The sequence below is a fragment of the Pseudomonas sp. GW821-FHT11G12 genome, assembly GCF_058808055.1.
The window spans coordinates 125,785-138,045 of sequence record NZ_JBXARH010000007.1 but is presented as its reverse complement, the minus strand read 5'-3'; the positions used below and the strand labels follow the sequence as shown (position 1 = coordinate 138,045).

Genomic DNA, 12,261 nt, shown 5'->3' with positions numbered 1-12,261 from the left:
AAGATCGTTCCCACGCAGTGCGTGGGAACGATCACATGGCAAACAGGATCAGTTCATCTGCCGCTCGACCCGATCCCGCCCACCCTGCTTCGCCGCGTAAACCCCCGAATCCGCCCGCAGCAACAGCGCATCCGCGCCCTCCCCCGGCCGCCAACTGGCAATCCCGAAACTGGCCGTCACCACGCCCACCACATCCACCGGCGCACCGCGCAGGCCTTGCCATAGCTCCACGGCCAGCATGTACGCGTGATCACCGTCGATGTCCGGGCACAGCACCATGAACTCCTCGCCGCCCAGGCGACAGAACACGTCGGTACGCCGCAGGCGATGGCCGATGCGCTCGCACACCGCCTGCAACACCCGGTCGCCGACCGCATGGCCATACTGATCGTTGATCCGTTTGAAGTGATCGATATCGAGCATGATCACCGACAGTTCGCCGCCTCCGCGCTCGACCCGGGCCATTTCAGTGGTCAGGCGCTCCTGGAAATAACGCCGGTTGTGGATGCCGGTCAGCGCGTCGGTCACCGACAGTGCGCGCAACTCTTCTTCCACCCGTTTCAGGTCGGAAATGTCCGAGATGTAGCCATGCCACAGCACGCCGCCGCCCGGCAGTTCCTCGGGAGTCGCTTCGCCGCGCACCCAGCGCAGGCCGCGCTCGGGCAATTGCACGCGGTATTCCTCGCGCCACGGGCTGAGGTTGTCCGCCGAGGCGCGGATCGATTTGCGTACGCGGCTGACGTCCTGCGGATGAATGCGGGTAAAGATTGATTCGGCATTGAGCAGCAACACATCGGGTTCCAGCTCGTAGATCTCGCGGATGCCGTCGCTGGCGTAGATCACGCTGAAGCGCCCGTCGAATTCCATCTTGAACTGATAGATCCCGCCCGGAACGTGGGCGCTGAGTTTCTTCAACAGCACATCCCGCGCCGCCAACGCTTCGTGGACGCGTTTGCGCTCGGTGATATCGATGCAGATCGCCAGGTGCCCGACCCACAGCCCCTGCTCATCGAGCACCGGGGTGGCGAGCATGTTTACCGGCAGATGACTGCCGTCCTTGCGCACCAGCGTCCACTCGCGCGCCTCATGCCCGCCGACTTCACCACCCTCCACCAGCATCGCCTGGCAGGTCGGAATGCTCTTGCCATAGCGGGCGCTCAGTTCCGCCGCACGGGTGATCAGCTCCCGAGGAAAATGCAGGTTTTCCAGGGTCATGTGGCCGACCACCTCGGCGCTGCGGTAACCGAGCATCTGCTCCGCGCCGGGGTTGAAGGTGTTGATCACGCCGCGCAGGTCGGTGGCGATGATCGCCACTTGAGTCGCCGCGTTGAGCACCCCGCGCAACTGGCCGTGGGTGCCCCGCAGTTCCTGTTCACGCTCATGCAGTTCCTGGGTGCGCAACTCGACCATGCGCAGGGCCCGCTGGCGCTGACTGACCAGCACATACAGCAACGCACTGAGCAGCAGGCTGAGCAAACCGCCGAGGACCACCACGCTGCCAACCGACGAATGGTTGGCCTGCAGGAAGGACTCGCTGGGCGAGATATCGACCTGATAGTCGTGGTCGGCCATGCGCACCAGCCGCGTGGCTGACAGATCACTCGGCGCCGGTTCATTGGTCGATTCGAACAACACCTCGTGCTGATCGTTGGTCGACAGATCGAGGATCCGTACCGACAGGTAATCATGCAGCGCGTCCGGCAGGCCATCGGCGAGCAACTGGCGCATGCTGATCACCGCCATCACATAACCGAACGCCTTGGGCTCGCCCTCGCGCAGTACCGGCGCCACCAGCAGCACGCCCCGCGCATAGGCCGGTTCGATGCTGACCAGATGCATTGGCTGCGACACCGCCAGGCCGCCGAGCTGATCGGCGCGTTCCAGCGTCGAGCGACGCAACGGCTGGGCCAGCAAGTCATAACCCAGCGGCGAACCGAGCCGGCTCTGGGTCTGGCTGTACACCACGACGACGTATTCATCCCGGGCCGCCGCCAGTTGCAGCTCACCGCGGGCATTCAATTCACGCACGCTGAAGGTGGGCAGGCCTTCGTCACGCACCCGCTGCTCGAACGCGGCGCGCTCGGAACCGCTCACCCGCAAGGCGAACGAATAGGCCTGGGTGCGCAGTAATAAAGGTTGGGTGTAGCCGTCGAATTCGGCGCGGGACACCGATTCGGAGTTGGCGAAGAACCGGCGCAGGCCATCGAGGCGTTGCTCCTGATCCTGAAAACGTTCTTCGATGCGGCTGTAGCGCTCATTGGCCAGCAGTTGAAAACGCTGGCGCAACTGGCTGTGAAACTGATTGAGGGTGGCCCAGGCGAGCAGCCCCGTGAGAATCCCGCCGGCGAGCAATACCAGCAGCGCGACCAGCCAGGCCGAGACTTCTTCGCTGATAAAACCCAGGATCTTTGGGCGCACGGGGTGCAACGACATAAGGGCCACTCACTACGCCAGTACTTGCGGGATAACCCCATTGGCCGTGAGTGAGTTATAGCTATTAGCCACTAATTTGGCTAGCTCTGATCGGATCCAAGAGCCTTAAAAATCAAGGCTCTGTGGATCCAACTGATCAGAGTGTCAACGGGCCGTGATTTTCCAGGCGCGGTGGATCTTGCCGTTGCGGGCGAAATCCGGATCGATGGTGCTGGCGGTGATTTCCTCGACCGCATAACGCTCGGCCAGGTTGTCTTCCAGCTGGAACTTGCGGAAGTTGTTGGAGAAGTACAACACCCCGCCCGTTGCCAGTCGGGCCATGGCCAGGTCGATCAACTGCACCTGGTCACGCTGCACGTCGAAGATCCCTTCCATGCGCTTGGAGTTGGAGAAAGTCGGCGGGTCGATGAAGATCAGGTCGTACTCTTCCCGGCAGCTTTCCAGCCACGCCATCACGTCGCCCTGCTCCAGACGGTTCTTGTCGGAGAAGCCGTTGAGCGACAGGTTGCGGCGTGCCCAGTCGAGGTAGGTTTTCGACAGGTCGACGCTGGTGGTGCTGCGCGCACCGCCCTTGGCGGCGTGCACACTGGCGGTCGCGGTGTAGCAGAACAGGTTGAGGAAGCGCTTGCCGGCCGCCTCTTTCTGGATCCGCATGCGCATTGGCCGGTGATCGAGGAACAACCCGGTGTCGAGGTAGTCGGTGAGGTTCACCAGCAGCTTCACGCCGCCTTCGGTGACTTCGTTGAATTTGCCCTGAGCCGCCTGACGTTCGTACTGCTTGGTGCCGCTCTGACGCTCGCGGCGCTTGACCACCACGCGGCTCTTGTCGATGTTCAGCGCCTGCGGGATGGCAGCCAGGGCGTCGAACATGCGGATCGAGGCCTTTTCCGGGTCGATCGATTTAGGCGCGGCGTATTCCTGAACGTGCACCCAGTCGTGGTACAGGTCGATGGCCATGGCGTATTCCGGCATGTCCGCATCGTAGACGCGGTAGCAGTCGATGCCTTCGCGCTTGACCCACTTGCCCATCGCCTTGAGGTTCTTTTGCAGGCGGTTGGCAAACATCTGCCCGCCTTCGCTCAGGCGCGGCTGCTCGATCACCGGAGCCGGGGCCGGCGTCGGTTTGATCGGGTTACCGTTCTTGTTGTACTTGCGTTCTTGCGGCTCGTCCGGCGTCTGATCGTAAGCGGCTTGCTCGCGCTCGGCCTGGCGTTGCTCAGGAGTACGACGCTCGCCGGTGACGAACTGATCCGGCAGCACTTTGATCAACAGCAGCTTGCACGGCAGCGCGCCGTTCCAGAACGAATACTGTTTGTGGCTGCGGATGCCCATGCGCTTGCCCAGGTCCGGCGCGCCGGTGAACACCGCCGCTTCCCAGTTCAGGCAGGCCTGACGCAGACGCTCGCCGAGGTTCTGGTAGAGGTACAACAGGCTGGCTTCGTCACCCAGACGCTCGCCGTACGGCGGGTTGCAGATCACCAGACCTTTCTGGTTCTGGTCCGGACGCGGTTCGAAGGTCGCGACTTCGCCCTGATAGATCTTGATCCATTCGCTCAGACCGGCACGCTCGACGTTGTTGCGGCCCGGCTGGATCAGCCGTGGGTCGGCTTCATAACCACGGATCCACAGCGGCGGCTTGGCCAGACCGGCAGCAGCACGCTCAGCAGCTTCTTCATGCAGTTTCTTCCACAGCGCCGGTACGTGACCGAGCCAGGCGGTAAAGCCCCACTGCTCGCGACGCAGGTTCGGCGCCATGTCGGCGGCGATCATGCCGGCTTCGACCAGGAACGTGCCGACACCGCACATCGGGTCAGCCAGCGCGCCACCTTCGGCGGCAATGCGCGGCCAGCCGGAACGGATCAGGATCGCCGCCGCGAGGTTTTCCTTCAGCGGCGCAGCGCCCTGCTGCAAACGGTAGCCGCGCTGGTGCAGGCTGTGGCCGGAGAGGTCGAGGGACAGGATCGCTTCGCCGCGATCCAGACGCAGGTGAATGCGCAGGTCCGGGTTGAGCTTGTCGATGCTTGGACGGTCGCCCTGCGGGGTGCGCAGTTTGTCGACGATGGCGTCCTTGACCTTCAAGGCGCCGAAGTGGGTGTTGTCGATGCCCGAGCCGTGGCCGCTGAATTCAACGGCCAGGGTGCCGTCGGCCAGCATGTGGTCCTGCCACTCGACGTCGAGCACGCCGTGATACAGGTCCTCGGCGTCTTTCATCGGGAAGCGCTTGAGCACCAGCAACACGCGGTTGGCCAGACGCGACCAGAGGCACAGGCGATAGGCGGTTTCCATGGTCGCCATGCCACGCACGGCGGAGGTGTGCTCGCGGGCTTCTTCAAGGCCAAGCCCGACGGCTTCCTCGATGAGCAGGCCTTCAAGGCCTTTGGGGCAAGTGAGGAAGAGTTCGAAACGGTCGGACATGGTTTTTCCAGAGCCTTTGGCTAATGAACCGGCAACGCATTGCCGATCCGGTTTTCAATCAGGCGCTTTTCTACAAGAGCGCCCGCGTGGCACGAAGGTGTGCCGTTCCATCCCCGCTGCTCGGGTTAAAAGAGCTTAGATGCCGGGACAGATAAAAAAGTTGATGCAACAAAATGACTCAAAGCAACCCTTCGTCGAAAAGTACCCGACGGTAAACGTGGGTCATTCTCACTAAGGAATTAAACCTGTCATACAGTGCAGGGCCGATCATACCGGGGTTTGGTGAATAAACATTCATGAAACCTGGCGTTACTTATCGCCATAGCATCCTTTTCGTTACGTCCTTATGACAAAACGGTCATTCCCTCGATGTGACTCATTGGTTAGAACTGGACACAGGTTGACGTCGCAACGGCGTCAACACCTTGGCTCGCCACGCCGGCAGCGAGCCGCCAACGGCAGAGTTTTTCTGCCAGACCTCAATTGAGGTCGACGCGACAAAAACAGTCAACAAGTGAGGGAAACACCCTATGAGAAGACTTAAGCGTGATCCGTTGGAAAGAGCATTTTTGCGCGGATATCAATATGGCGTTGGTGGCAAATCCCGTGAGCTTTGCCCATTTACTCTACCGTCGGTACGTCAAGCCTGGATCAACGGCTGGCGAGAAGGACGCGGCGACAACTGGGACGGTATGACCGGCACTGCGGGAATCCACAGACTCAACGAACTTCACGCCGTCGGCTGACACAGGGCACTTATTCCGACACGACAATCTGATTTCGCAACACCCTGATCACCATGCACGTCCTTCCCGGACGGCGGGCTACGGCCCAGGGGCTCCTTCGAGGAGCCCTTTTTTATGCCTGCCTTTTCATGTCCGAAGATCAGCGCTTGGCGGCGATCGCGTCCACGGATTCACGGATCAACGCCGGGCCCTTATAGATGAAGCCGGAGTAGATCTGCACCAGGCTCGCGCCGGCAGCGATCTTCTCGGCCGCATGCTTGCCTTCAGTGATACCGCCCGCCGCGATGATCGGCAGTTTGCCACCCAGCTCGGACGCCAGCACTTTGACCGTGTGGGTGCTCTTCTCGCGAACCGGCGCGCCGGACAGACCGCCCGCCTCGTCACCGTGTTCCATGCCTTCAACGCCCACGCGGCTGAGGGTGGTGTTGGTGGCGATCACCGCGTCCATCCCGGTTTCGATCAGTGCTTGCGCGACTTGCGCGGTTTCTTCGTCGGTCATGTCCGGCGCGATCTTGATCGCCAGCGGTACATGTTTACCGTGGCGCAGGGCCAGTTCGGCGCGGCGCGTGGCCAGGTCTGCCAGCAATTGCTTGAGCGAGTCGCCGAATTGCAGGCTGCGCAGGCCCGGGGTATTCGGCGAACTGACGTTGACCGTGATGTAGCTGGCGTGGGCGTAGACCTTGTCCAGGCAGATCAGGTAGTCATCGACCGCACGCTCGACCGGGGTGTCGAAGTTCTTGCCGATGTTGATCCCCAGCACGCCTTTGTATTTGGCCGCCGCGACCCGCGCCAGCAGGTTATCCACACCGAGGTTGTTGAAACCCATGCGGTTGATGATCGCCTCGGCTTCCGGCAGGCGGAAAATCCGTGGTTTCGGGTTGCCCGGCTGTGGACGCGGGGTCACGGTGCCGATTTCGACAAAACCGAAACCCAGCTGCGCGAAGCCGTCGATGGCCGCGCCGTTCTTGTCCAGACCGGCCGCGAGACCCACAGGGTTCGGGAAGTCCAGGCCCATGACATTCACCGGCAGCGACGCCGGGGCCTTGCACAGCAAGCCGTTGAGGCCCAAACGCCCGCCCGCGCCGATCAGATCCAGCGACAGATCGTGGGAGGTTTCCGGGGAAAGTTTGAACAACAGCTGACGGGCCAGGGTGTACATGGGCGGGTATGACTCGAGGCGGCGAAAAGAGGCGGCGATTATAGCCGGGCATCGCCCCGCCGCGCGAGGCGCACACGCAAATCCCCTGCACTGGCATATGCCTTGCACCTTCCCCTGCATCAGCCCGCAGGCCAATGACGGCAGGCAGGCAAGGACAATGGCGTCGTCACCGGGTTTTGCCTCGACAAAGTCCGTGACGACGTTTTTTTTGAGGATGGCTTTTCATGACTCAAACCTCCATCGGGCCACTGGCCTGGGTCAACGGCAGCGATGCCCCGGAAAAAAGCGCGATCAACCTCGGCTTCATGGCCCTGAGCGACTGCGCTTCGGTGGTGGTCGCCGCCACTCAGGGCTTTGCGCAGCCTTACGGCTTGACCCTGAACCTCAAGCGCCAGAGTTCCTGGGCCAACCTGCGCGACAATCTGGTCAGCGGCGAACTCGATGCCGCCCACAGCCTGTACGGCTTGATCTACGCGGTGCACTTGGGCATCGGTGGCGTCGCGCCGACCGACATGGCGGTGCTGATGGGCCTGAACCAGAACGGTCAGAGCCTCAACCTGTCCCACGGTTTGCAGAGCCTGGGCGTGACCGGTCCTGAGGCGCTGGACCGCCACGTGCACCAAACCCGCGCAAGGCTGACCTTTGCCCAGACCTTCCCCACCGGCACCCACGCCATGTGGCTTTATTACTGGCTCGCAAGTCAGGGCATCCATCCATTGCAGGATGTCGACAGCGTGGTCGTACCGCCGCCGCAAATGGTCGCGCACCTGCAGGCCGGTCGCATCGACGGTTTCTGCGTCGGCGAGCCCTGGGCCGCCAGCGCGGTGCAGCAGAATCTCGGCTTCACCATGGCAACCAGCCAGACCATCTGGCCCGACCATCCGGAAAAAGTCCTCGGCTGCACCCGTGCCTTCGTCGAGCAATACCCCAACACCGCCCGCGCACTGGTGATGGCGATCCTCGAAGCCAGCCGTTTCATCGAAGAGAGCCCTGAAAACCGCCGCAGCACCGCGCAGCTGCTCAGCGCCGCCGAGTATCTGGACGCCCCGGTTTCCTGCATCGAACCGCGTTTTCTCGGCGATTACGACGACGGTCTGGGCAATCGCTGGCAGGACCCGCACGCCCTGCGCTTTCACGGCGATGGCGCGGTGAACCTGCCGTACCTGTCGGACGGCATGTGGTTCATGACCCAGTTCCGCCGCTGGGGTTTGCTGCGCGACGACCCGGATTACCTCGCCGTCGCCCGTCAGGTGCAGCAACTGGCGCTGTACCGCGACGCGGCCAGCGCTGTCGATGTGCCGGTCGGCGCCGAGGACATGCGCAGCAGCCAGTTGATCGACGGCAAGGTCTGGGATGGCAGCGACCCGGCCGCTTACGCGCAAAGCTTCAAGCTGCATGCGTTGAGCAACAACGCCCCCCTTCTCGCCCGCCGCTGACAGGAGACCGCGAACATGCTGCGCATTCTGCTGATCAACGACACCGCCAAAAAAGTCGGGCGCCTGAAAGCTGCGCTGACCGAGGCCGGTTTCGAGGTCATCGACGAGTCCGGCCTGACCATCGACCTGCCCGCGCGCGTCGAAACGGTGCGCCCGGACGTGATTCTGATCGATACCGAGTCACCGAGCCGTGATGTGATGGAACAAGTGGTGCTGGTCAGCCGCGACCAGCCCCGGCCGATCGTGATGTTCACCGACGAGCACGACCCCGGCGTGATGCGTCAGGCGATCAAGTCCGGGGTCAGTGCCTACATCGTCGAAGGCATTCACGCACAACGCTTGCAGCCGATTCTCGACGTGGCCATGGCCCGCTTCGAAAGCGATCAGGCCCTGCGCGCCCAGCTTCAGGCCCGCGACCAGCAACTGGCCGAGCGCAAACGCATCGAACTGGCCAAGGGTCTGTTGATGAAAATGAAGGACTGCAACGAAGAAGAGGCCTACACCCTGATGCGCCGCCAGGCCATGAGCCGCCAGCAGAAACTGATTCAGGTCGCGGAGCAGATTATTGCCATGAGCGAGCTGCTTGGCTGAAAAGCCCCTCACCCTAACCCTCTCCCCGAGGGAGAGGGGACCGACCGCAGTGTCTTGCGTCATACATCGACCTGAAAAAACCAGTCGATTATGGATTCAAAGCCGATCGTTCACGTCGGCGTATCTCTCGAATATCCCCCGGTCGGTTCCCTCTCCCTCCGGGAGAGGGTTAGGGTGAGGGGCTTTTGATTTTGACTTGGCACAAATATCGCTAAGCAATCCCTACAGGTAACCAACGGCGGTTGCCCCACCCACGACAAAGACGTCGCTCACCTTCTTCGCCCCTTTCGGCGATCCGGGTAGCGGCGTTTTTGCGTTTTGGCCCCATTGACCGGGGCCGGTGGTGCGGCCGTGGCGGCGCCCCACTGTGCTGGTTCTGACTCCTTCTCGAGATTCTCTACCGCTGAGGTGCGCGATGAATAAAAGCTTCTGGAAATCCGGCCACACCCCGACCCTGTTCGCGGCCTTCCTGTATTTCGACCTGAGCTTCATGGTCTGGTACCTGCTCGGCCCACTGGCGGTGCAGATCGCCGCCGACCTGCACCTGACCACCCAACAACGCGGCCTCGTGGTGGCCACGCCGATTCTCGCTGGTGCGGTACTGCGCTTTGCGATGGGCATGCTTGCCGATCGCCTGTCGCCGAAAACCGCCGGTCTGATCGGTCAAGTGATCGTGATCTGTGCACTGTTCGGCGCCTGGAAACTCGGCATTCACAGTTACGAACAGGCCCTGCTGCTTGGCCTGTTCCTCGGCATGGCCGGCGCTTCGTTCGCCGTGGCGCTGCCGCTGGCCTCGCAGTGGTATCCGCCGCAGCATCAGGGCAAGGCGATGGGCATCGCCGGCGCCGGTAACTCCGGCACCGTGTTCGCTGCGTTGATCGCCCCGGTACTGGCCGCGTCGTTCGGCTGGAGCAACGTGTTCGGTTTCGCCCTGATTCCGCTGATCCTGACGCTGGTGCTGTTTGCGTGGCTGGCGAAAAACGCGCCGGAGCGACCAAAAGCCAAATCCATGGCCGATTACTTTAAGGCCCTGGGCGACCGCGACAGCTGGTGGTTCATGTTTTTCTACAGCGTCACCTTCGGCGGCTTCATCGGCCTGGCCAGCGCCCTGCCCGGCTACTTCAACGATCAATACGGTTTGAGCCCGGTCACCGCCGGTTACTACACCGCCGCCTGCGTGTTCGGCGGCAGCCTGATGCGGCCGCTGGGTGGCGCGCTGGCTGACCGTTTCGGTGGAATTCGCACGCTGTTGGCGATGTACACGGTGGCCGCAGTTTGTATCGCAGCGGTCGGCTTCAACCTGCCGAGTTCCTACGCGGCACTGGCACTGTTCGTCTGCACCATGCTCGGTCTCGGTGCCGGTAACGGCGCGGTGTTCCAACTGGTGCCGCAGCGCTTTCGCCGGGAGATCGGCGTGATGACCGGGCTGATCGGCATGGCCGGCGGCATCGGCGGTTTTGCCCTCGCCGCCGGTATGGGCGCAATCAAACAGAGCACCGGCAGCTATCAACTGGCGCTGTGGTTGTTCGCCAGTCTTGGCGTATTGGCGTGGTTCGGTCTGCACGGGGTCAAGCGTCGCTGGAGAACCACCTGGGGCTCGGCGGCCGTGACCGCTGCCCGGGTCTGAGGCCCGCATGGCCCTGCAACTGAGCTTCGCTGAAGCCAGCGCCACCGGCCCCCGCGCGGAGAATCAGGACGCCTTGCGCCTGGTCACGCCGGCCCCGGCGCTGGCCGCCAGCAAAGGGTTTCTGTTCGCCATCGCCGACGGCGTCAGCCAGTGCGCCGATGGCGGTCTGGCTGCGCGCTCGACCTTGCAGGCGCTGGCGCTGGACTACTACGCCACCCCGCAGACCTGGAGCGTGGCTCAGGCGCTGGATCGCCTGTTGCTCGCGCAAAACCGCTGGTTGCAGGCCAATGGCGGCGGCCAGCCGTTGCTCACCACCGTCAGCGCGCTGGTCCTGCGCGGCAGACGCTTCACGCTGGCGCATGTGGGGGATTGCCGGGCCTATCGCTGGCACGCCGACACCCTGCAGCGCATCACCGAGGATCACGTCTGGGAGCAACCGGGCATGCAGCACGTGCTCAAACGCGCACTGGGCCTGGACCAGCATCTGGTGCTGGACTTTCTCGACGGCGAGCTGCGTGAGGGCGAAAGCTTCGTGCTGCTCAGCGATGGTGTCTGGGCCGCGCTCGGCGACACGTCCATCGCCGGGATCCTGCGCGATCAACCGGATCTGCACAGAGCGGCACAAACACTGGTCAACGCCGCGCATCTGGCCGGCAGCCAGGACAACGCCAGTGCCTTGCTGGTGCGGGTGGATGCCGTGGGGGAAGCGAGCATCGGCGATGCGCTGATCCAGTTGCAGCAATGGCCGCTGCCCCCGTTGCTCAAACCGGGCCAGACCTTCGAAGGCTGGCAGGTGCAAGGCATCGTCGGCCAGAGCCAGCAATCGTTGCTGTATCGCGTCCTCGATAGCCAAGGCCAGGCGTGGCTGTTGAAAACCTTGCCCACACGGCTGGCGGACGATGCCCACGCAGGTCAGGCCTTACTGGCGGAAGAATGGTTTCTCAAACGCGTGGCCGGGCGACATTTCCCTGAAGTCCATAGCGCCAGTCAGCGTCAGCATTTGTACTACGTGATGCGTGAATATTCGGGGATCACACTGGCGCGTCTGTTCGAGCAAAGCGGTCCGCTGCCACTGGCTCAGTGGCAGGATGTGGCCGAACGTCTTTTGCGGGCCGTCGGTTTGCTGCATCGGCGGCAGATTCTGCACCGCGACATCAAACCGGAGAACCTGCTGCTGGGGGATGACGGTGAATTGCGCCTGCTGGATTTCGGTCTGGCGTATTGCCCCGGTCTTTCGCAGGACACACCGTCGACGCTACCGGGAACCCCGAGTTTCATCGCTCCGGAGTCCTTTCGGGGTGATGCGCCCGAGGCTCGCCAGGATCTGTATGCGGTGGGCGTGACGTTGTATTTCCTGCTTACCGGGCATTTTCCCTACGGGGATATCGAAGCCTTCCAGCGTCCGCGTTTCGGGGTGCCGGTGAGTGCGGCTCGTTATCGGCCGGATCTGCCGGAATGGCTGGCGCAGTGTCTGGAACGTGGCGTCTCGGCCGATCCTCTGCAACGTTATGAAACCGCCGAAGAATGGCTGCTGACGCTGGAACAGGGTGAACGCCGCAGCCTGAATGTACGCCCTCGCCCCTTGCTCGAACGGGAACCGCTGAAGGTCTGGCGAACATTGGCGCTGCTGGCGCTGCTGGGCAATCTGGTGCTGATGTTTCTGTTGTTTCATGGCTAATCCAGCGCTCCATTAACGGGCGTGCCGCTTCCATTCAGTGCAAAAACCACAATGAACATCTGGCCAATTCCAGCATTACCCCAGTGAATTCGCGGCTCACCGCGACTTGGCACAACCACTGCATTAACGTTTTCAACTGACATAAAGCCCGACCTTCAACGACGAAGGCCAGGCTT

8 protein-coding genes are annotated in these 12,261 nt (G+C 62.5%); 5 read left to right on the top strand and 3 right to left on the bottom strand.

Features of this window, described 5'->3' with window-relative positions; genetic code table 11:
• Positions 1 to 48: 48 nt before the first annotated feature.
• Both AC1RR7_RS20755 and rlmKL read right to left on the bottom strand, forming a co-directional pair.
• Positions 49 to 2,433 carry a sensor domain-containing diguanylate cyclase gene (locus AC1RR7_RS20755; protein WP_493158310.1) on the bottom strand — a complete coding sequence of 795 codons (2,385 nt, stop codon included), beginning with the start codon at positions 2,431 to 2,433 and terminating at the stop codon, positions 49 to 51.
• A gap of 144 nt (positions 2,434 to 2,577) precedes the next feature.
• Positions 2,578 to 4,848, bottom strand: a complete 2,271-nt coding sequence (gene rlmKL / locus AC1RR7_RS20750; RefSeq protein ID WP_493158308.1) for a bifunctional 23S rRNA (guanine(2069)-N(7))-methyltransferase RlmK/23S rRNA (guanine(2445)-N(2))-methyltransferase RlmL — start codon at positions 4,846 to 4,848, stop codon at positions 2,578 to 2,580.
• 530 nt (positions 4,849 to 5,378) lie between these two features.
• Between rlmKL and rmf the strand changes: the two genes are divergently transcribed.
• Positions 5,379 to 5,594 (top strand): ribosome modulation factor, encoded by a 216-nt coding sequence (gene rmf / locus AC1RR7_RS20745; RefSeq protein WP_003223300.1) that lies wholly within the window; start codon positions 5,379 to 5,381, stop codon positions 5,592 to 5,594.
• Positions 5,595 to 5,733: 139 nt separating this feature from the next.
• Here rmf and AC1RR7_RS20740 read toward each other — a convergent pair whose 3' ends face one another.
• Positions 5,734 to 6,753 carry a quinone-dependent dihydroorotate dehydrogenase gene (locus AC1RR7_RS20740; RefSeq protein WP_192560172.1) on the bottom strand — a complete coding sequence of 340 codons (1,020 nt, stop codon included), beginning with the start codon at positions 6,751 to 6,753 and terminating at the stop codon, positions 5,734 to 5,736.
• A gap of 224 nt (positions 6,754 to 6,977) precedes the next feature.
• Between AC1RR7_RS20740 and AC1RR7_RS20735 the strand changes: the two genes are divergently transcribed.
• The 4 genes from AC1RR7_RS20735 (at position 6,978) to AC1RR7_RS20720 (ending at position 12,085) form a co-directional block, all read left to right on the top strand.
• Positions 6,978 to 8,189: a CmpA/NrtA family ABC transporter substrate-binding protein gene (locus AC1RR7_RS20735; RefSeq protein ID WP_493158307.1), complete on the top strand. Its 1,212-nt coding sequence runs from the start codon at positions 6,978 to 6,980 to the stop codon at positions 8,187 to 8,189.
• 15 nt (positions 8,190 to 8,204) lie between these two features.
• Positions 8,205 to 8,780, top strand: coding sequence for an ANTAR domain-containing response regulator (locus AC1RR7_RS20730; protein WP_007916390.1), 576 nt, complete (start codon positions 8,205 to 8,207; stop codon positions 8,778 to 8,780).
• A gap of 415 nt (positions 8,781 to 9,195) precedes the next feature.
• Positions 9,196 to 10,407 (top strand): nitrate/nitrite transporter, encoded by a 1,212-nt coding sequence (locus AC1RR7_RS20725; protein WP_096822513.1) that lies wholly within the window; start codon positions 9,196 to 9,198, stop codon positions 10,405 to 10,407.
• Between the two features lie 7 nt (positions 10,408 to 10,414).
• A complete protein-coding gene (locus AC1RR7_RS20720; protein ID WP_493158306.1) occupies positions 10,415 to 12,085 on the top strand; it encodes a bifunctional protein-serine/threonine kinase/phosphatase in 1,671 nt (556 codons plus the stop codon).
• Positions 12,086 to 12,261: the final 176 nt, after the last annotated feature.